Source organism: Streptomyces sp. TRM68367, from assembly GCF_014495685.1.
Lineage (GTDB): Bacteria > Actinomycetota > Actinomycetes > Streptomycetales > Streptomycetaceae > Streptomyces.
Genome location: NZ_JACTVI010000097.1, coordinates 20,307 through 38,842, shown reverse-complemented (window position 1 = coordinate 38,842; position 18,536 = coordinate 20,307). Strand labels below are relative to the sequence as shown.

General features: G+C 70.2%; 21 protein-coding genes. 7 read left to right on the top strand and 14 right to left on the bottom strand.

Annotated features, from left to right (window positions below):
• Positions 1-93: 93 nt before the first annotated feature.
• From H8R17_RS37165 to H8R17_RS37100, 14 genes are all read right to left on the bottom strand, one after another.
• Positions 94-303 carry a hypothetical protein gene (locus tag H8R17_RS37165; RefSeq protein WP_187827616.1) on the bottom strand — a complete coding sequence of 70 codons (210 nt, stop codon included), beginning with the start codon at positions 301-303 and terminating at the stop codon, positions 94-96.
• Positions 304-429: 126 nt separating this feature from the next.
• Positions 430-1,032 (bottom strand): hypothetical protein, encoded by a 603-nt coding sequence (locus H8R17_RS37160; RefSeq protein ID WP_187827615.1) that lies wholly within the window; start codon positions 1,030-1,032, stop codon positions 430-432.
• An 87-nt stretch (positions 1,033-1,119) separates the two neighbouring features.
• The gene (locus H8R17_RS37155; RefSeq protein WP_187827614.1) at positions 1,120-1,404 is read right to left on the bottom strand and encodes a hypothetical protein; all 285 of its coding nucleotides are present in this window, start codon (positions 1,402-1,404) and stop codon (positions 1,120-1,122) included.
• Between the two features lie 20 nt (positions 1,405-1,424).
• Positions 1,425-3,494 carry a hypothetical protein gene (locus tag H8R17_RS37150; RefSeq protein WP_187827613.1) on the bottom strand — a complete coding sequence of 690 codons (2,070 nt, stop codon included), beginning with the start codon at positions 3,492-3,494 and terminating at the stop codon, positions 1,425-1,427.
• Between the two features lie 184 nt (positions 3,495-3,678).
• Complete coding sequence (locus H8R17_RS37145; protein WP_187827612.1) at positions 3,679-4,404, bottom strand: hypothetical protein; 726 nt, start codon at positions 4,402-4,404, stop codon at positions 3,679-3,681.
• Complete coding sequence (locus H8R17_RS37140) at positions 4,401-5,717, bottom strand: hypothetical protein (protein WP_187827611.1); 1,317 nt, start codon at positions 5,715-5,717, stop codon at positions 4,401-4,403. Before H8R17_RS37140 ends, H8R17_RS37145 begins: the two co-directional genes overlap by 4 nt.
• A gap of 17 nt (positions 5,718-5,734) precedes the next feature.
• Positions 5,735-6,202, bottom strand: a complete 468-nt coding sequence (locus H8R17_RS37135) for a hypothetical protein (RefSeq protein ID WP_187827610.1) — start codon at positions 6,200-6,202, stop codon at positions 5,735-5,737.
• A gap of 183 nt (positions 6,203-6,385) precedes the next feature.
• Complete coding sequence (locus H8R17_RS37130) at positions 6,386-6,658, bottom strand: hypothetical protein (protein ID WP_187827609.1); 273 nt, start codon at positions 6,656-6,658, stop codon at positions 6,386-6,388.
• A gap of 148 nt (positions 6,659-6,806) precedes the next feature.
• On the bottom strand, positions 6,807-8,522 hold the full coding sequence (locus tag H8R17_RS37125; protein WP_187827608.1) for a DUF2637 domain-containing protein: 1,716 nt from the start codon (positions 8,520-8,522) through the stop codon (positions 6,807-6,809).
• A gap of 171 nt (positions 8,523-8,693) precedes the next feature.
• On the bottom strand, positions 8,694-9,113 hold the full coding sequence (locus H8R17_RS37120) for a hypothetical protein (RefSeq protein ID WP_187827621.1): 420 nt from the start codon (positions 9,111-9,113) through the stop codon (positions 8,694-8,696).
• Between the two features lie 15 nt (positions 9,114-9,128).
• Positions 9,129-9,437, bottom strand: a complete 309-nt coding sequence (locus H8R17_RS37115; RefSeq protein WP_187827607.1) for a WhiB family transcriptional regulator — start codon at positions 9,435-9,437, stop codon at positions 9,129-9,131.
• A gap of 164 nt (positions 9,438-9,601) precedes the next feature.
• Positions 9,602-9,751 (bottom strand): hypothetical protein, encoded by a 150-nt coding sequence (locus H8R17_RS37110; RefSeq protein WP_262505809.1) that lies wholly within the window; start codon positions 9,749-9,751, stop codon positions 9,602-9,604.
• Between the two features lie 120 nt (positions 9,752-9,871).
• Positions 9,872-10,057 (bottom strand): hypothetical protein, encoded by a 186-nt coding sequence (locus H8R17_RS37105; RefSeq protein ID WP_187827606.1) that lies wholly within the window; start codon positions 10,055-10,057, stop codon positions 9,872-9,874.
• 733 nt (positions 10,058-10,790) lie between these two features.
• Positions 10,791-11,195: a hypothetical protein gene (locus H8R17_RS37100; RefSeq protein ID WP_187827605.1), complete on the bottom strand. Its 405-nt coding sequence runs from the start codon at positions 11,193-11,195 to the stop codon at positions 10,791-10,793.
• Between the two features lie 186 nt (positions 11,196-11,381).
• Between H8R17_RS37100 and H8R17_RS37095 the strand changes: the two genes are divergently transcribed.
• The 7 genes from H8R17_RS37095 to H8R17_RS37065 all read left to right on the top strand — a co-directional run bounded on the left by H8R17_RS37095 (position 11,382) and on the right by H8R17_RS37065 (position 18,422).
• A complete protein-coding gene (locus H8R17_RS37095) occupies positions 11,382-11,714 on the top strand; it encodes a GntR family transcriptional regulator (protein WP_187827604.1) in 333 nt (110 codons plus the stop codon).
• Positions 11,715-11,867: 153 nt separating this feature from the next.
• Positions 11,868-13,295 carry a helix-turn-helix transcriptional regulator gene (locus tag H8R17_RS37090; protein WP_187827603.1) on the top strand — a complete coding sequence of 476 codons (1,428 nt, stop codon included), beginning with the start codon at positions 11,868-11,870 and terminating at the stop codon, positions 13,293-13,295.
• A 21-nt stretch (positions 13,296-13,316) separates the two neighbouring features.
• Complete coding sequence (locus tag H8R17_RS37085; RefSeq protein WP_187827602.1) at positions 13,317-14,000, top strand: dihydrofolate reductase family protein; 684 nt, start codon at positions 13,317-13,319, stop codon at positions 13,998-14,000.
• On the top strand, positions 14,000-14,467 hold the full coding sequence (locus tag H8R17_RS37080; protein WP_187827601.1) for a deaminase: 468 nt from the start codon (positions 14,000-14,002) through the stop codon (positions 14,465-14,467). Before H8R17_RS37085 ends, H8R17_RS37080 begins: the two co-directional genes overlap by 1 nt.
• Positions 14,468-14,535: 68 nt before the next feature.
• Entirely contained in the window at positions 14,536-14,814 is a 279-nt protein-coding gene (locus tag H8R17_RS37075) for a helix-turn-helix domain-containing protein (RefSeq protein WP_316959641.1), read from the top strand.
• Positions 14,815-15,882: 1,068 nt separating this feature from the next.
• Complete coding sequence (locus tag H8R17_RS37070; protein WP_262505807.1) at positions 15,883-17,580, top strand: hypothetical protein; 1,698 nt, start codon at positions 15,883-15,885, stop codon at positions 17,578-17,580.
• Positions 17,580-18,422, top strand: a complete 843-nt coding sequence (locus H8R17_RS37065; protein WP_187827598.1) for a DciA family protein — start codon at positions 17,580-17,582, stop codon at positions 18,420-18,422. Before H8R17_RS37070 ends, H8R17_RS37065 begins: the two co-directional genes overlap by 1 nt.
• Positions 18,423-18,536: the final 114 nt, after the last annotated feature.

The window sequence follows — 18,536 nt, the reverse complement described above, 5'->3', positions numbered from 1 at the left end:
GGGGGGGGGGGAGGAGGGGCCGGGCGGCCTGTCCGGTCCTCGCCCCTGTGCCGCGCGGGGACGGCGGGGCGAGGACCAGGCGGGTCGTCCGGATCACGGCGTCGCCGGGGTGGAGGTGTCGGCGGGCGCGGTGTGCGCGGGCGGCGTGTTGGTGGCGGCCGGGGCGTCGGTGCTGTTCTGGCCGAGCAGGAAGCCGACGATCAGGGCGAGGACGGCGAGGACCTTGTGGCGGTTGGTCTGCCACCAGCCGGGCTGGGGTGCGGGCTGGAGGGTGAGGACGGGGCCGGGCTGCTGCTTGGCCATGACGGATCGCTCCTTGGCGAGGTGGAAGGTGCGGGCAGGCCGGTCGGCCTGGCCGGTCCTCGGGGCTCGCAGGTGCGGGCGGGCCGAGGACCAGGCAGGTCGGCGGGACGAACCGGTGGGAGGGCGTTACTGCTTGTTGCGGTTGCCGTCGCCCCACTGGATGTTCACGTCGCCGCCGCGGCCGATGAGCCGGTTGCCCCCAGTGTCGATCTGTGGGGCGAAGACGACGGTCGACGGCTCGCTTGTGCTGCTGTGGTCGCTGCCGGTGTGGCCAGCGGCCTTGGCGAACAGGGAGCGTGCGATGACGGCGGCGCCGAACAGGATGACCACGAGGGTCATCCCGACTTTCCAGAGCATGTCGAGCAGGTCCACGAGCCCTCCCAGGGCCGGTGCGGCGATGCGGAGGGCGATCGCGCCTCCGAGGGCGAGAGCGGTGAGGCTTCCGGCGACCATGCCGATCGCCTTGGCCCAGGCGGGCATCGGCTCGCGCGGCGGGCCTGCGGGTACCGGGTCCAGGCGGTGTTCCACGGGGCGGCCCCAGGCGATGCGGCCGTCGGGGAGCTGGACCTGGACGGCGCCGGGGACCGGCACCTGGTAGAGCGTCAGGGCCGGGGCGGCCGCCTGCTGTACGAGCGGGTACTGCTGGGGGGCGGGCTGCCAGATGGCGGTGGGCACGGCGGGGGAGTGGGGGCCGACTTCCTGGTCGACCAGGTGCTGCTCGGTGTTCATCGGGCGCTCCAGGGGAGTCGGGGTACGGCCGAGGCCGGCCCCCGGGGGAAAGGGACCGGCCTCGGTGGTGGGGCGGCGGGGTGGTGGCTACAGGTCGCCGTGCTCGGCGGCGGCGTCCAGCTCCGAGAGCGTGGCGTACTGGCGGTTGGAGCGGCTGACGACGCGGACGCCGACGGCGCGGCCGCGGGTCAGCAGGTCGGCGACCAGGTCGTGGGCGGGGCTGGACGGGTCGGTGAGGAGCGTGGCTGCCTCGTCCAGGACGACGGTGACCGGCGGGGCCGGGACGGGCTCGGTGCCGAGACGGGCGGCCCGACGGCGAACCAGGGCAGTGGCCTCGTTCAGGATCGTGACGCTGGGGTGGGTGCTGGGCATGGGCTTTCTCCTTCGCAGGGTCAGGCGGCGGCCATGTAGCCGGCGTGGTCGGTGTGGACCCAGGCGCCGTGGCCGAGGTTGGTGACGGGCACGTTCGGGTCGTCCTTCATCCGCCCTAGGGCGGTGCGCACCCGGGGGTTGGGGATGCCCAGCGACCTGGAGATGACCGCCGGGGCTGCGGGCTTGCCGTGCTTGTGGAGGAAGGCGACGATCTGCCGGGTGGTGTCGGACATCGTCGGCCCGTCGGGCTCGACGGCGTCCGGCACCTTCTCCATGGCCACAGCGGGCACGGCCTGCTTCTTCGCGGGCTTCTTTGCCTGGGTCGGGGCGGTGTCGGTGAAGCGCTCGGGGTCGTACGTGTAGTCCTCGCCGGCGTTGCGCAGACGGAGCATCAGCGCGTGCTCTTCGAGGATGTGGCGGACGATCGGCAGCGCGTCGATGCTTTCCTGCTCGATGCCGGTGGTCTCGCCCTCGTGGGCCAGGCCGTAGGCGTCTTCGACGTTGGGGGCCCGCCACATCGCGGACCGGTTGTCGGGACCGGCGAGGTAGCCGAGGCCACCGGTGCTGGTGCCGTCGTTGAACTCCTTCGGGATCGCGCCCGGGTCGATGTCCCCGAGGGCGTTGCCGGCGGCCCGCTTGCCGGTCGCGGAGGAGCCGGAGCGCAGGACCAGGTTGTTGCCGCCCTGGAGGATGTCGCGGATCAGGGTCTCGCCGCCCAGCTCCGAGGCGTTGGGGGACTGGTTGGCCAGGCGGAACTTGATGCCGACTTTCCGGGCCTCCTTCACGAGGTCACCAACAATCTTGACGGCTTCCTCGCCGTACTCGGGGTCGTTGAGGAGGTCGTGGGCCTCGTCCAGGGTGACGCAGATCAGCGGGTCGGGCTCGCCCGGCACGAAGAAGGCTCGGCCGACGCGGGTGCGGCCCTTGTCGTCGACCCACTTCAGCCGGTTGTACCGCTTGCCGCGCTCCTTCATCAGGGCGTGCACGGCGCGCAGGACGACGATGCCGAAGGCGTTGCCCGGCGCGAACACGGCGACACCGTCGGGCCAGTCCGGCAGGGACAGGCCGGCCTGCGGGTCGATGACGATCGAGCACATCAGCGGGCTGCGCCGCTCGATGCCCAGCAGCCCATCCAGCGCGCGGGACTTGCCGGAGCCGGAGGTGCCGGTGATGAAGTCGTGCACCGCGCCGGACCCGGGCAGGAAGAACCGGTAGTTGGCCTGCTCGCCGTCGTAGTAGACGCCGAACGGTGCCAGGCCGGTCTCCGGGTCCAGGACGTGCTGGGGGCCGAAGAGGGTGCCCTTCTTCAGCGGGTTCTCGGTGAACACCGTGACCCGGCCCTTGCGCGGGGAGAGTTTCTCCAGCGCGACCAGGTCGGGGTCGTCGATGCCGAGGGAGGACAGCACGTCGTCCAGTGCCACGATCTTGAACGACTTGCCGCGCGGCACGTGGATCTCCGCCGACCAGCCGCCCTTGGGGTTGGCGATCGGGGAGACCAGCTTGCTCTTGGGATACGGGCCGTCGGGGACGGCGGCGTACTCGATCCAGTCCAGCATCTGCTGGGTGAGCCCCGGGGTCTTCGCCGTCGGGCGGCGTCCCCAGCGCCGCCAGGCCCAGGCGCCGTAGCCGAGCGACCAGGCCAGCGAGAAGCCCCACAAGGGGTTGTCGCCCCACTCGGGTCCGCCGACGCTAGCCATGGTGGTGAGCAGGCCGGAGCCGGTGACGGGCATGGACAGGCCGATATAGCGGTCGGTGTCGGAGGGCAGGGTGCGGGCGGGCCGCCACACGCCCTTCCACTTGATCAGGCCGGGGACCCAGCCCCAGGCGCCGGCGGCCGCGGCCCCGGCGAATCCAAGGGTGAGGGCGGTCTTCCAGCCGTCGGGCGTGGCGGACAGCAGTTCGCCGGCCGGGCCCATGCTGGCGGCGGTGACGGCGAGGGTGAGGCGGCCGCGGTTGTCGACCGCCCATTCCTGGAGGGTGCGTGAGGACTTCTTGCCGGTTGCCGCCTTGGCCACGTTCTGGTTGGTCTGCGCGGCAACGAAGGCGGCGAGGTCGACGTACTGAGGGGTGGGATTCTTCGGGGCGCGCACGGCGGGTTTCCCTTCATGCTCGGGGCGATGGAGATCCGGGGTGGTTGGTCTGGGGGCCCGGTGCTCCCCACCGCCCCCGAACCGCGCCAGCTGGTGGCGGGGGTCGGGGGCGTCTGGGCAACACAGGGGCCGGGCCCGCCCGTTGGCGGTCCCGGTGGCCTGGTGTGGTGCGTTGGGGCGGCTCCTAGTCGGCGTCGTAGAAGGTGTTCTTCGCCATCTTCACGTCGGCGTCGTCGACGGCGTCCTGGATGCGGCCGTGGTTGCGGTGCGCGGTGCGCGCGGCGGTCTCGGCCTGGGTGACGGAGGTGTCGGTGGCGTTCTTGTAGGCGTCGGCGGCCTTCTTCTGTCCGGTGATCAGGTCACCGAGCATGTGCATGTTGCCGACGGTGTAGTTGTCGACGTTGAGCGCCTTGAGCTCTTCGCCGATGCCGTGCATCCGCTCGGCCATCTCGCCGGACCAGGCGGCGAGGTTGTCGACGTCCTCCTGGCGGGTCTCGACTTCCGCGCGGATGGTGTTGAGCGCGGTGAGCAGGGCGCGGTGGTTGACGACGTCCGGGATCTTCGTGATCGGCATGGGGTGGGTTCCTTCCTGCAGGGCCGGGCTGTTCGGGGCGACGTCCTCGATGACGCCGCTGAAGTCCTCGGGGGCGTCGATGTCGTCGTCGGGGTCGATCAGCCCGTAGCCGGGATCGTCGGGGGAGCCGAGGGTGACGATGTCGCCGGCCTCCCAGCGGCCGCGGTCGCTTTCGAACTCGTAGTCCGCGTCGAACCACGGCAGCCAGTCGCCGGAGTGGCGGGGGGCGTAGATGACGGTGGTGCCGATCCGCGTGTAGTGGACGTTGACCTGGCGGGTGATGCCGTCTTCCTCCCAGGTCCACACGTACGGTTCGACCCGCCGCGGTCCGGTCACCGGTCGTAGTAGCCGGCCTGGGCGGCCCGCTCGATCGGGGAGGATTGGACGGCTTCGGCGATGCCGCCGTGGGACTTGTAGGCAGCGGCCGCGGCGGCGACGGCGAAGTCGCCGGCGTCCTTGGCGGCGGCGCCGTACGCGGCGGCGGCCTGGGACTGGGTGTGGATGGACTCGCGCAGCGTGTCGATCTCCTGCCGGGTCTTGGCGTCGACCTCGAGTTCGGTCATCTCCGCCTCGATCTGGTCGAGCCGGTCGGACAGGGACTTGTCGTCGGCGGAGATCGCGATGGCCTCCTCCGAGCGCATCTCGCACATCGCCTTCGTGAGGGTGAGTGCGTTCATCAGCCCGTCCAGGGTGCGGATTTCGGGGATGACCATGTTGGGTGAGGACATCGGGTCTCCGTTCTGTGCAGGGTCGGGCACCACGCTCAAGTGGCGGCGCCCGGCGGGGGATTCGGGTTCGGCGTCGGCGGGCTTCGGATCGGCAGCCTTGGCTTCGGCGGCGCGGGCCCGTTCCTCCGCCGTCTCCGCGCGCTCCTTCGCCTCTCGGGCTTCCTTCTGCGCGGCGAGGACCTTGTCGGTTGCCGCGCGGTCGCGGGCCTTTTCGGCTTCCTTCTTCGCTTCGTCGCGGTCGGCTTCGGCCTTGTCCGCCCGCTCCTTCTCTCGCTCGGTCCGTTCACGTTCGAGCTCGGCCTCGGTCTTCGGCCGTGCCGCGTCGTCGTCCGGGTCGGTGTCGGCCGGCGTCGGGGCGGCTTTCGGGTCCGGCTCGGACGCCTTCGGCTCCTCCGGCTTGTCCTTCGCGTCCGGGTCGTCGGCTTCCGCGTCCGGGTCGCCGGCCGTCGGCGGGTCGGTGGGCTTCGGCGGGTAGGGCGGGGGAGGCCCGGCCTTGGCCGCGGCTTCGTCCGCCTTCTTCTTCGCCGCGGCCTCTTCCTTCTTCTTCCGCCTCGCCTCGGCCTTCTCGGCCATCTTGCGGCGGTGCTCTTCGCGGATCTCCGGCCACCGCTCGCGGTATCCCTCGCCGACGGCCTTCCACATGGTGGAGCCGGTCTCGGTGATGACCGCGAGCGGGACCGCCGCCTTGCCGCCGATCTTCGCGCTGCGGGGGGCGGCGGCGCTGAAGGTGCCGCCCGGCTCGGTCGGGCCGGGCGCCTTCACCACCGTGGTGGAGCCGCCCTTCGAGCCGCTGGCGGCGACCTTCTCGACGGTCTTGCGGGACTCCGCGGTGTCGTAGCGGCGGTCGTCGGTGCCGGTCACCTTCTCCACGCCGCGGGCTCCGGCGTAGGCGATGGCGATGAGCAGGATGAGTTCGAACACGACTCGATACCTCCTGCTCAGGCCATGCCGAAGGCGCCGGCGACCAGGCGGCCGACGGTCGTGACGACCCAGGCCAGGACGGACTGGATGCCCTCGCCGACGGGGCCGGGGATGGTGGAGGCGAGCACCGGCATGACCGCGCCCAGGATGCGGGTGCGCATCTCGACCTTCCGGGTGACCAGGTCGTTGACGAAGATCGCGGTGACGAACAGGGCGGGGATGCCGGTGACGATCAGGCCGGTCCACTCGCCGACCGAGCTGACAGACCAGTTGTTGACCGTGTTGACGGTCTCGTTCCACCACTGGCCGGCCGGGGTGGCGACCATCGCCGTGGACGCGGTGGCGATCAGGATTGCCTGGGCCCGGTCGGTGTGGAGTTTGTTGGTGACCTTGTTCAGTCCGGGCAGCTTCTCCGCGTAGAAGAGGAGCGCGGCGGACCCGGCGCAGGCCCCGCCGGCGGCGGCGCTGACAGCGGCGTCGATCATGGTTTTGGGTGTCCTTTCTGGACTCGGTGGGGGTTTGACAGGGCGTTACAGAGCGTCGTACTCTCGCGCGCGCACGGGCGCGCCTGTGCGCGTGGGTGCGCGCGGCCGTACGGGTGGGGTCTGTTTCGGCTGTCACAGCGGCTTGTCACAGGCCTCGTCACAGCTCGTGTCACAGCCGGGCAGTCACTGTGCGTGCGTCTCGCGGATGTGCTCGAGGGCCAGCACGACGGACTCGTACGCGCGGTCGCGGGCCTCCTGGGGGAGGTTGATGAAGGCCGCCCGCAGCCGTTCCCAGGCGACCTCGGCCTCCCGGTCCGGGCCCTCCTGGCGAGCCTCCTCGAGCAGCCGGCCCCAGCGCTCGGCCTTGCGTGCGGCCTTCTCGGCCCGCTTGCGCCGCAGTGTCTTCTTCCGCTCCGGGGGGTTGTTCCACGGGGCGGTTTGGTTGGTGTCGCTCACCTGCGGTTTTGCCTCCTTCCGGGGGGTGTTCGTGGCAGGGTTGGTGTCGGCGCTTCGGCGCCTTCACCGTGTCCCCGAGTTGTCATCAGCAGCTCGGGGGCCGGTGGACACGTCGAAGTAAGTCGATACGTGCAGGTCAGAGCACTTGTCAGGCGGCTTCCGCGGACAGTTCGCCGCTCTCCTGGAGGATCTGGATGGCGCGCTTGCGCCGGCCGGACGCGGTGCCCTGGGAGACGCCGAAGGTCTGCTCGATCCGCGTCAGCTTGATGGCCTCCAGGCCCTCCTCGCGGATCATGTCGGCAACCTTGCGAGCCTCCCTTTCAGCCGAAGTGAGTCGCGCTTCAGCCTCCAGCTCAGCCGCCTTCAACGCGTCCTGCGCTGCCTTCAACCGGGCCGCCTCGGCAGCCGCACCGTCTTCAGCAGCTTTACGCTCCAGCTCGTTCGCGCGGGATTCCGCTTCCGCCTTCTTCAGTCGGTCCTGCTTGGCCTTCAGGTCCGCTTCAACCGCTGCCGCGCGGGCTTCAGCCGCCTCCTTCTCGGCCTGGGCGGCCCGCTTGTCCTCCTCCTGCTTGATCCGGCGGGCGGTGGCGGCCTCCGCGCTCTCCTTCAACTGGTCTTCAGCCTCCAGCTGGCGGGCTTCACGCTCGCGGCGGTGCTCTTCCTGCTGCTGCCGGGCAAGGAGCTGGGCGCGCTCCGACTCCCAGCTGAGCTGGTCCTTTTCCCGCTGGCGGGCCAGTTCGTCCTGACGCGCCTGCTCTTCGGCCTCCAGCTCCTTGACCTTCGCCTCGGCCTCGGCCGCAAGGCGCCGGGACTCCGACTCGGCCTGCGCGCGACGGACTTGAAGGTCAGCTTCAGCCTGCTGAACCGCCACTGAAGCCGCCGCCTCGGCCTCCGCCTTGGCCGCCTCCAGCTCGCCCTGCGCGCGGACCTCTGCGGCCTCCGCCTGAAGCTCTGCGGCCTTAACTTTGGATTCCGCTTCAATGCGCTGAAGCCGCGCCTGGGCACGCTGAAGATCGCGCTTCTGCTCCCGAAGGTCCTTCGCTGTCTCCTGCCGGTCGGGCTCCTCCAGGGCCTGTTCGATCGTCATGCCGTACGCGGCGAGCCGCAGCGGCTGAAGTTCTTCCTCGGTGGACTTGAAGCGCCACCAGCGGCCGTGCTCGCTGCGCAGTCCGGAGCGGTAGACCATCAGCTCACGGTCGCGCTCCAGCCCCTCCTCGTACGAGGTGATCTCCCAGGACTTCATCAGCCGGTTCACGCGGAACGAGCTGACCGGCTGGTAGACCCAGCGGGAGAAGCGGATCCGCTCCATCTGGCGGCGGCCCTTGAGCCGGCCGATGTGCGCGGCGTACAGGTGAGCGGCGATCTCGGAGAGCACCACCCACAGCGCGGCGAGAGCGGCGTGCCCGAGCTTGCCCTGAAGCGTCGCGCCCGTCGACCAGTTGAGGACGATGGTGACGATCGTCAGGACGCGGGGCACCCACTTGACCCAGGCGAGCGGCTTCTCCGCCTTCACCAGCAGCAGGTTGATGATGGAGAACGTCAGAATGCCCAGGTCGACGCCGACCGGCAGCATCCACGCGTACGCGCCCCACCCCCAGCCGCCCTCGGCGGCCGCCCCGGCGGCCTTCTCCTCCAGCGCCCGGTACGACGACGCCAGACCGAGCGTGCCGACTCCGGTGCCGGAGGCGATGCCCGCGCCCAGCAGCCACTTCTCGCCGCGCGACCACTTGATCACCTGCGGTTCGACGGTGGGCTTGGGCTCGTGCATCCCGGCCTCGCTGTGCTGAGGAGCGGGGATCCGGTACGTCTCGGGTTCTTCCGTGTGCGGCGGGTGTTCCAGGAGCGGGGGGCTGGGGCTCGTCATGGCGGCCTCCTTCAAGGCGACGGGAAGGTATGAGGGGAGCCGGGCCCGGCAGGGGGGAGCTGTATGCCGGGCCCGGCCGCGGAGCGCGGGATCGGGGGATGTCCCTGCTGCTCCCCGCCGTCCCCGCCGCTGATCGGCGGGGACGACAGGCAACGTCAGGAGCGGGGTCGTTCAGCTCGCCACGGCCAGGCGCTGGAACGCCTGGGTGGTGAGGGGGTGGGCGATCTCGTCCAGGACGTGCCGCCACTCGGGGTGATCGGTGCTGGCGGGATGCGCCAGCTCCCAGGCGGCGAACAGCGGGGCGAGCTCGCTCTCGGGCTCTGCGATGACCTGGTCGCGGTCCTCCCAGGCGGTGCAGTGCGAGCGGACCTGGCCGTCCTCGCCGCGCACCGTGATCTGCCAGGTGGGCCAGGTCGGACGCGGTCCGGCCTCGATCGCCAGGACCTCGTACGTCTCGCCGCTGTAGCGGCTGCGGTAGCGGCCGCCGACCTTGCGGGGGCCGATCTGCCGGGCCACCCACATCTCGTAGCTCAGCTCCGGGCCCTCGGTGAACTCGTCCGACTCGTACGGGATCTCGGTCAGGTCGTCCATGGGGTGCTCCCTCCTCTACGCGGTGGCCTGGGCGCGGTTGCGGGCGGCACGGCGCTTGAGCCGCCGGCGGTCGTCCTCGTCCGTGCCACCCCATACGCCGGACTCGTTGCGATCCAGGGCGCCCTGGAGGCAGCTCTCCAGCAGCGGGCAGCCACGGCGGCAGACGGCCTTGGCCTCTTCGGTCTGCAACAGCGCCGGTCCGGAGTCGCCGATGGGGAAGAACAGCTCAGGGTCCTCGTCGGCGCAGGCCGGGCGGGGCCGCTCGGGCGCAGCGGTGGAGACAGCGCCGTTGCCGTAGCGCTCGGTGCGTACGATGGTTGGCATTAAGGGCCTCCCAGAAGGTCTGGTAGTACGAACCGGCCCCGGGGATGCGACCCCCGGGGCTGTTCTGTGTCGACGGCCGGAAGGGCCGGAGCGGGCGGGAGTTCCCGACGCTCTCCGTCGTCCCCGCCCGGGAAGGCGCGGGGACGACGGGCAATGCCGGGGGATCAGCGCTGCTGCTGGGACTGGCGCTCGCGGTAGGCGTCCTGGAGGCGGACGAACCGCTCGTGTATCGACACCCCCACCGCACACGGCGTCTCGCCCTGGCAGGCCGGGCAGTCGGCCGTGTGCTCGGTGGAGTCCTCGAACGCCTTCATGTAGCGGACGAACGGTCGTCCGTCTGGCGGGCAGTCATCGGCGGTTGGCCTCCGACCTCTTGTTCTGCTCCGCGTTCTTCCGCGAGAGGTCCTCGCGTTCGGCGTCGGTGAGGCTGAGGATCACGCCGTCACCCCCGCCTTCGCCAGTGCGGCCCGGCGCTGGATCTCTTCGACCTCGCCGACCGTGATCGTCGCGCGGCGCCGCATGCCCGCCGGGCAGTGCACGCGATCCGCAGAGAAGAGCGGGTCGTCCTCTGCCGACACCAGCGGGCGGGTGGCGCTCCGCTCGCTTTCGGCGCGTGTCATGCTGTTCTACATCAGGTCCTCCATCCAGGTCCTGGACAGCCCCGGGGGTCCGATCCCCGGGGCTGTCGCGGTTGGTAGAGCGGGTGTCCACCGCGCTCTCCACCGCCCGCCGACCGACCCGAGGGCCGTGCGGCGAGCGACTGGGCAGCGCGGGGCTGCAAGTGCTTGGGGTGTTGCGGTGCGCGGCCTTCTGCCTTCCGCGCTGACCACCTTTCGACCGGGAGGTGGAGTGCCCGCGACCACTGGCTCACCCGCCGGGTCGTGCGATGTTCCGTATACCGGCTGGGGGCTGTCATCGCGCTACCGCCGCAAGATGCTGCGGGGGAGGGTGATCGCTCGGCCCACGCGACAGCCGAAACAGACCGAGGTCTGCCTTGCTGCCGCTCCGTGGCACGAAGAAGGGTCGCTCTCACTTCCCCGCCTCGCACCGCCGTTCACGGTGACCGGGATTCTGGCTCCGGTCGTGCCCTTCTGACGCATCCGACAGCCCCACAAGGACTGGAGTCCGGTCACCCTTACGCGCAACACCCGGCCAGTTGCCTGGTCAGGGGCGGCAGTCGTCACCCGGCGTAGCGTCTTCGATTCTCAAGGAACGATCACTCCCCGGTCCGGCCGCGACGCCAGTCGCAAATGACCTTCTCCGGGGGCTAGGCGGTCGGTGAATCTGGCCGCTTCGACCGCCGCCACTCGAGGTGGCGACGATGGGAGCCGTCAGAGCCGAAGGGCTGGGGAATCAGGCCGCGATCGGCAGAGGCGCCGCAGTGGTCAGCCGTCGCGCGATGCGCAGCTGCGTGACGTAGGGGAGGAGCATGTCGACCAGGCGCTCCCGGACCAGCTCGGTGATCGACGGGTCGGCCGCGAGGATGTCCCGCGCCGCCTCCCACCGCGCCCGGGACGCCGCGACGACCTCGTCGCGGGCCTTGGTCTTGCCCTTCTTCACCGCAGCCGCGGCGTCCCATCGGGCCAGCTCGTCCGTGGTCACCAGGTCGTACATCTCCAGCGGCGTGCCGAAGGCGACGTCCAGGTCGATGCCGGCGAAGTCGGGGAGCGGCACCTCCACCGCCTCCAGGAGCGCGAGCGTCTCAGCGTCGAAGGTCTCGGTGACGAGGCCGGCGGTGGGGCGGCTGGTGGTGTTCATGGGGTGGAGCTCCCTTCGAGTTCGGGCTCAACGTGATCCCAGGAAGTGGCAGGTGGGGGGTTTGCCGCCCCGCTCACCTTGTCGGCATACCTAACTTAGCTGATACAGTCGGGGCCGTGTCAAGTACTTGATTGAGGAAGCTATGGAAGCTAGCTAAGGCGAGGGGGTCGACCTACGATGTCGCTCATGAGCAACGAGGCCGTGCAGCCGTACCAGCGAATCGTTCAGGATGTTCGCGACAAGATCCGCTCCGGTCGCCTGACCGCAGGGACGAAACTGCCGAGCACTCGGGAGCTGGCGGAGGAGTACGGCGTCGCGGCCGGCACCGTGCAGCGAGCCCTGACCGAGCTGCGCACGGCTGGGCTCATCTACTCGCACCAAGGGCGCGGCTCCTTCGTAACGGAGACCGCATCCGAGTCCAGCGAGGACTCGACTGCCCGCTCTCTTAGGGCACTTGAAGAGCAGGTCGCCGACCTCGCCGCCCGCCTCGAGCGGATCGAGAAGGGTCGAAGCGACTGACGTCCTTCCTCGCGTCTCGTTGCGCATGTTCGTCCCTCCCTGGCCGGTCCAACTTCGTTAGCAAAGTTGTAGGCCCGACCACGGAGCTGGTTCTAGGTCTGACATGTGTCCAGCCACTGGACACACCGATAGGAGACATGGAGGGGGATCAGCGTGGGGCAGAAGCCGAACGTTCTGACCCCGGAGGCGTCGCCCCTGGCCCGCTTCGGCTACACGGTTCGAGACCTCCGCGAGCGACGTGGCCTCAGCTTGCGCGGCCTTGCGGAAGCCACCTTCTGCTCGTACTCCAAGCTGTGGAAATGGGAGAACGCAAAGCGCCCCCCGAAGGAGCGCTCCGAGGTTGAACAGCTGGACCGCGTACTCAACGCCCACGGCCTGCTGATCGAGCTGTGGGAGCGCATCGGCACGGATGATTCCCCCCAGGGCCATGTGTCCGTTTCAGGGCTCCATGTGTCCGAATCATCGATGGACCTGGCCACGGCCGCATCCCAGCGGGCAACGTCGGACGATGAGGGGATCTTTGTCCCCGCTCGTCTACGGGATGGATCGGTGGTTTTCGTGGCGCTCGATCGACGCGCGATGCTGCGTGGCGGGATGGGGCTCGGTGCAGCAGCTGCGCTGGGCAAGGGGACGCCGGCAGCCGCCAGCTCTCTGCCGGGCCTGACACGGCCTGCCCGGTCGGCTTCCGCCTACAGCGGCACGCCGGTGGAACACTTCCAGCGTGCGCGTCGTCTGCTGATCGACAGCGACAATCTCCTCGGTCCCAGCCGAGCCATCGCGGCCGTCCGCCAGCACATCGAGGACATCAAGGACCTGCGTCAGGATGCGAAGGGCGTTGATCGCCACGCCCTCATGGAACTCCAGACGCAGTACGCGGAATTCGCCTCCTGGCTCTACCAGGATTTGGGCGACTTCAACAGCGCGCAGTTCTGGCTCGATCGGGCGTTCCAGTGGAGCCACACCGTCGGGGACGGCGACCTGACCTCATACGTGATGGCCCGCAAGGCACAGCTCGCCGGCGAAATGCGCGACCTGGTCGACGTCGTTGACCTCGCCGAAGCCGCGCAGCGCATGGCCCGTCCCCGCAGCCGACTGGCCGCCGTCGCCCGGACCTACGAGTCGTACGGGCACGCGTTGCGCGGTGAGTCGACCGACAGCGAGCGCGCGATCGACGACGTACGTAACGCTCTCGACCGCGTCTCCGGCGACACGACCCCTTGGGGCGTGTGGCTGAACGAGCAGTACGTGGAGGTGCACCGGGCGCAGAGCCTGGAAGTGCTGGGCAAGCACGCGGAGGCCGCCGAGGTATTCACCAGCGCCATCAAAGCACTGCCCGACGGTTACCACCGCGACCGCGGCGTCTACATGGCTCGGGCCGCCGTGGCTCACGTCGGTGCCGGCGCGCCCGACCAGGCCGCTGTGGTCGGCCTCCAGGCCCTGACCGTCGCCAATGACACGGGCTCGGGCCGGATCGTCCGGGAGCTCGCACGTCTCGACAAGGCGCTGGTGCCCTGGCAGCGCCAGCCCGAGGTCGCAGAGTTCCGCGCGCACTTCGACGGCACACTCGCCCACGAATCCTGAGCAGAACGGATCACATCACCTATGACCACGCGTCCGTACGTCATCCTCTCCGCTGCCATGTCGGTCGACGGCTACCTCGACGACGCCAGCCCCGAGCGGCTGCGCCTGTCCAACGCAGCCGATTTTGACCGCGTTGACCAGGTCCGCGCGGAGTCCGACGCCATCCTGATCGGCGCGACGACCATGCGGAAGGACAACCCGCGTCTCCTGGTCAACAGCGAAACGCGCCGGGCTCAGCGCGTTGCTGAGGGCAAGCCGGCCTATCCGCTCAAGGTCACGGTCACCCGGACCGGGGACCTTTCTGCCGACCTCAATTTCTGGCACCACGGCGGCGAGAAGTTGGTCGTCACCGTCGATGACGCGGTGGAAAAGGTGCGCGCCACGCTCGACGGGCTTGCCGACGTCGTCAGTGTCGGACCGGAGCTCGACTGGGGCCTGGTCCTCGACGAGCTCGGTCGCCGTGGCGTCGGTCGGCTCATGGTGGAGGGCGGCGGCACGATCCACACCCAGCTCATGGCCGCGAACCTCGCCGACGAAGTGCACCTGGCCATCGCTCCGCTGCTGGTGGGTCAGCCGGAGGCGGCCCGCTTCCTGGGCGCGGCCGACTACCCCGGCGGATCGACGGCCCGGATGAAGGTGCTCGAGGTCCGGGCGATCGATGACGTGGTCTTCGTCCGTTACGCCCCGAAGGAGCGCACCGCCTGATGTACGCGCCCGACCGAGCCCAGGACCTGCGCTGGATACAGCGTGCGATCGACCTCGCCGCGCTGTGCCCTCCGGCTACGGGGGCCTACTCGGTCGGCGCGGTCATCGTCGGCGAGGACGGCACCGAGCTGGCGTCCGGCTACTCTCGTGCGACCGGCCCCCGCGATCACGCCGAAGAGGTCGCCCTCGCTCAGCTCCCCAAGGATGACCCGCGGCTCGCGGGCGCGACGATCTACAGCACGCTGGAGCCCTGCTCCCAGCGCAGCGCGTCCCGCACGCCGTGCGCGCAGCGGATCCTCGCCGCCGGCATTCCGCGCGTCGTCATCGCCTGGCGGGAACCGACCCTGTTCGTGGACGACTGCGTTGGCTACGAGCAGCTGGTTGAAGCCGGGGTGACCGTGCTGGAACTGCCAGAGCTGATGGCGGCCGCGAAGGCCGTCAACGCGCATCTGGGGAGGCTGGCGTGACGGCGCAGCAGGTATCTGCACCTTGCCAGAGATCAAATGGTGTATCTTTTCGGGAAGTGTTAGATGGGATGGAGGCTGTGATGTCAGATTCGCTGCGTCGAATCGATGCCCTTGTGGATGCTGACACGCTGCCCCCGCCCCACATCCGGCAGGAGCTGCGGATCGCTGCGAACCTCACCCAGGCGGAAGTCGCAGAGGCCATCGGCGTCAAGCGGCTTGCCGTCGTGCGGTGGGAAGCTGGCCAGACTCAGCCCCACCGGGGAAATCGTCTGAAGTATGCGGAGCTGCTCCGCCGCCTGGCCGAGGAGCACCCATCCGTCGCTCAGGGGGGACCGCATGCGAACTGACCTCGCGTCCGGTTTCGGGTACGCCGACTCCACCTTCGGTTTCGAGGGGGTCGACGTGACGTAACCGCCACCGGCCGCGCGCGCCAGACAGCGGACTGACAATCCACTCGGCCTCGCGCGGCCCTTCGCTCCGACCGGGTTTGACACCCTGGATCGGCTGCTCGGTCCCGGATCGACACCCGGTTCCGAGCTTCGGCTCATAGAGCCACTTCTTACCTACCTAGCAAAACCCCGCCTTCGACAAGCGGGTCGGCCCCTTTGACAAGGGCCACCAGCAGTACCCCGACCGCTGACACGGTCGGCGCCCTACCCGCAAGACCTGGCCGTTGACGACGGTCAAGTCCTACCGATCAGCAAGACCCGGCCGCTGACAACGGCCACGTCCCGCCGATCCGCGGGGCCTCTGTGACAGGGGCCCTGCGGTTCACCACCACCGAGACGAGAGGAGAAATCTCCCCCCTCCCGATCCAGTGCCGCCCGCTTCTCACGAAGGGGGCTTACCCGACACATCCACACATCTGGCCGTCCAGCCCCGAGGGGCTCGGGTCGGTCCAGCTATATGGAAGGCAGGTCGTTTCTCATAGTGCCCGAGAGTGGTGTCCCCTGTCAGCTTGACCCTGTCCGTTTCACCCCGGTTCAGGCCCGGCGGCCATCCCGTGTGACGGGATCGGCGTACGTTTCACCCGCCTATGTGCGGTTCGTAACGGAAGAGGGTTTTCCGGTAGGAAGCTACAAGAGCAGCGGTTTTGGAGCGGGCTCGGAGGGCTTGGTCGCGGTGTCGGCCACCTCGCTCGTGCACCCGCTCTCGGAGGTCTTCGACAACTCCGTCGACAGTGTCCGCTGGGGCAGCGTCCCGTGTGGCGGGACGCGACCGGAAGTTGCTGCCCGCCGGGCGGGAGAGATCGGGGTTCTCGCCGCTTCGCGGACTCTGTCCACAGGCGGCCTGCGCAAGGCTGCCGAGATGATCTCTTTCTCGTGCGTCCGGGTGGGCCGATGAGTGCGGTCGCGGTGTCGGCCGCCGCTGTGGAAGGGTCCGCGCCGGTTCGGCGGCAGCGGGTTCGTGTTCCGATGCGTCTGGTCTGGTCGCCGTACTACCAGGACGTGGCGTTGTCGGTGTACGTGAAGGTGAAGGCGCTGGGGCTGCGGCCGGAGGGGTGTCAGGCGAAGTCGTCGACGATCGCCTCGTATCTGGGGCTGTCGACGGCGTCGGTGGAGCGGGGGATGACGCAGCTGTGCCGTCCGGGCCTGGATGGTGTGGTGGAGCTGTTCTCGGATCGTCGGACGCTGCCGGGCGGTACGGGCACGTCGGCGTTGCGGGCGGTGCGGACGATGACTCGTACGGAGGCGTTCGTGTGGCTGCCGGTGGCGGCCTCGGAGGACCTCACGCCCCGGCAGCTGCGTGCGTTCGCGCTGATCGCGTATGCGCAGGCTCGGGGGATCGCGCTGACGGAGGCTGAGCTGGCGGCCGGCCTGCTCCACCACTCGGGCAAGAAGGCGGGTCAGCCGATCTCGGTGACGGCGGCTTCGGCGGTCGTGGACGCGGTGGAGGCGGCGCGTTGGGTGACGGTGCAGCGGCGTGCGGGGGCGCAGGGGCGTCACCGGTACATCGCGCACGACATCGCTCCCGAGGCCCGTCCGGACGGTGGCTGCGCGGCGGTTGCCGGGGCTGCTGAGGCGGCTGTGACCAGTGGTTCGCAGGAGTCGGTTAGTTCCCAAGTTGGTGAGGGATCGGGTTCGCCGGTTGGTGAGGGATCCCTCGCGAATGAGGAATCACCTAGGACTGACTCACCGGATGACGAGGGCGCGTTCTTCTCATCCGCCGTAGGCGAGGTACCGGTAGTTGAGGGCGCTGGGGCTGTGGAAAACCCGGCTAACGCTGCTGCGCGTACGGAAGCCGGCGGTGATCTCGCGCTTCGCGCGGGTGGAAACAGCCAGCCCTCCCCCTCGAAGCCGGAAACCAAAAAGCGCAGCAGCAGGGGCGGGGGTGCCCGCCGGTCGTCGTACGACGGACCGCAGCTGGCGATGAGCCCGCAGATCTACGCCGTGCTTGAGCCGGTGCACCTGCTGCTGGAGAAGGTGAACAGCGACTTCGTCGTCCGGCAGATCGCCCGTGAGGTGGGCCGCCAGCTGCGCGGGGGCACCGACGCCGAACGCCTGCACCACCGGCTCACCGCCCGGTTCGCCAAGGTGATGCTCTCGGAGATCCGTGACCCGGGCCGGTGGCTGCTGGGGGTGGCACTGCCGCGCTGGGGCTGTGGCTACCAGGACTGCGAGGCCGGTGTCCTGTGGTCGACCGGCAAGGACTGCGAGGTTTGTGCCGAGATCGTCCAGGACAAGGCCGCCGCCCGCAGGCGTGCCCAGCGCATCGAGCAGGGCCTGTGCCCTGAGCACGGCACCCGTCCCGGCCCGGGCGGCCGCTGCGCCGACTGCGTGCTGGACGATGCGGTCCGCAACCCGGCTCCGGTCCCGGTGCAGCGCGAGTTGGAGGGTCCGCCGCGCGGTTCCTGCGGGGACTGCGGCGCGCGGATCGTCGTGGTCGGCCGCGCCCTCGAGGACGGCCTGTGCAAGCTCTGCCGCGAGGAAGCCGCCGCGCTGGCCACTGCCTCCGCACCCGAAGCCGCGCCCCGCCAGGCGGGCCCCGCGACGGCTGAGCCGCAGACCTGCTCGGGCCGGGACGGAGACGTGCCGTGCGGGCGGAAGCCCCTGCCGTCGCGCAGCGTCTGCGGTGTCCACCGCGTCCAGGAGCTGGCCGGGGAGGTTGCGTGATGACTCAGAACCCTCAGCTCAGTGGCGTCGACCTGGCCCGCGTCGCACTGCGCGCCGCCAAGGTGGCGGCGCAGAAGAACGGCGGCGGCCGTACGGCGCAGCCGAAGCCGCGCACGGCGTCGGTGGTCCGGCGCGGCGGGCGCGAGCCGATGGGGCTCGGTGCCGCGATCGGCGCGCTGGTGACCGAGCGGGCCTGGGAGCTCCCGGCCGCCGGCGCGACGCTGCGGGACCGGTGGGCGGCCATCGCTCCCGAGCTTGCCGGGCACGTTGTTGCCGTGTCGTACGACGCCGACTCCGGGCAGCTCACGGTGTGCCCGGAGTCGGCGGCCTGGGCGACGAAGGCCCGGCTGGAGCAGACCCACATCATCGCGGCCGCCAACCAGTCCGCAGGCCGCACGGTCGTCCGCACCCTGCGGATCCTGGCGCCCGGCACTGTGCCGGTGCCCGAGCCGGCCGACGCCGATCCGCAGCACACGGCCGCACCTGCCGGGCCGCCGCGTACCCGGGAGACCGCCTCGGACGGCTACCGCCGCGCGCTCGCCGCGCACCAGGAGGTGACCCGGCCGTCCCGCGTGGACCTGGGCATCGCGGAGGCGGTGGAGCGGCAGGCCGCAGCGATGCGGGAGCTGAGCCGCCGGGCCTTCCCCGAGCCAGATGTCGTCCCGGACGGTGTGACGGCCCCGATCGAGCAGGCGCGCCTGGAGCGCCGCCGCCAGGCCGCGGCCACCGAGGCGGCCGCCCTGCGCCGGGCCCGGGCAGAGCGCGCTGCCCGGAAGGGGCAGACCGCGGACGGCGTGATCGGCAGCGCGGCGAGGGCATCACAGCTGGGGTGTACGGCCTGAGTCGAGCCGAGAGGCGATCTGGTTGGTGTACTCGGCTGGTGACAGGATGTGTTGGCGGGTGGGGATGGGGGAGTTTGTGCGCACGGACAGGCGACGGATCCAGACAGCGGTGCT

What these genes read in the sequence shown, in the direction of transcription:
- H8R17_RS37165 (WP_187827616.1), bottom strand. Translation starts at nt 303, where the DNA reads ATGGCCAAGCAGCAGCCCGGCCCCGTCCTCACCCTCCAGCCCGCACCC.
- H8R17_RS37160 (WP_187827615.1), bottom strand. Translation starts at nt 1,032, where the DNA reads ATGAACACCGAGCAGCACCTGGTCGACCAGGAAGTCGGCCCCCACTCC.
- H8R17_RS37155 (WP_187827614.1), bottom strand. Translation starts at nt 1,404, where the DNA reads ATGCCCAGCACCCACCCCAGCGTCACGATCCTGAACGAGGCCACTGCC.
- H8R17_RS37135 (WP_187827610.1), bottom strand. Translation starts at nt 6,202, where the DNA reads ATGATCGACGCCGCTGTCAGCGCCGCCGCCGGCGGGGCCTGCGCCGGG.
- H8R17_RS37125 (WP_187827608.1), bottom strand. Translation starts at nt 8,522, where the DNA reads ATGACGAGCCCCAGCCCCCCGCTCCTGGAACACCCGCCGCACACGGAA.
- H8R17_RS37120 (WP_187827621.1), bottom strand. Translation starts at nt 9,113, where the DNA reads ATGGACGACCTGACCGAGATCCCGTACGAGTCGGACGAGTTCACCGAG.
- H8R17_RS37115 (WP_187827607.1), bottom strand. Translation starts at nt 9,437, where the DNA reads ATGCCAACCATCGTACGCACCGAGCGCTACGGCAACGGCGCTGTCTCC.
- H8R17_RS37110 (WP_262505809.1), bottom strand. Translation starts at nt 9,751, where the DNA reads ATGAAGGCGTTCGAGGACTCCACCGAGCACACGGCCGACTGCCCGGCC.
- H8R17_RS37105 (WP_187827606.1), bottom strand. Translation starts at nt 10,057, where the DNA reads ATGACACGCGCCGAAAGCGAGCGGAGCGCCACCCGCCCGCTGGTGTCG.
- H8R17_RS37100 (WP_187827605.1), bottom strand. Translation starts at nt 11,195, where the DNA reads ATGAACACCACCAGCCGCCCCACCGCCGGCCTCGTCACCGAGACCTTC.
- H8R17_RS37095 (WP_187827604.1), top strand. Translation starts at nt 11,382, where the DNA reads ATGAGCAACGAGGCCGTGCAGCCGTACCAGCGAATCGTTCAGGATGTT.
- H8R17_RS37085 (WP_187827602.1), top strand. Translation starts at nt 13,317, where the DNA reads ATGACCACGCGTCCGTACGTCATCCTCTCCGCTGCCATGTCGGTCGAC.
- H8R17_RS37080 (WP_187827601.1), top strand. Translation starts at nt 14,000, where the DNA reads ATGTACGCGCCCGACCGAGCCCAGGACCTGCGCTGGATACAGCGTGCG.
- H8R17_RS37075 (WP_316959641.1), top strand. Translation starts at nt 14,536, where the DNA reads ATGGAGGCTGTGATGTCAGATTCGCTGCGTCGAATCGATGCCCTTGTG.
- H8R17_RS37070 (WP_262505807.1), top strand. Translation starts at nt 15,883, where the DNA reads ATGCGTCTGGTCTGGTCGCCGTACTACCAGGACGTGGCGTTGTCGGTG.
- H8R17_RS37065 (WP_187827598.1), top strand. Translation starts at nt 17,580, where the DNA reads ATGACTCAGAACCCTCAGCTCAGTGGCGTCGACCTGGCCCGCGTCGCA.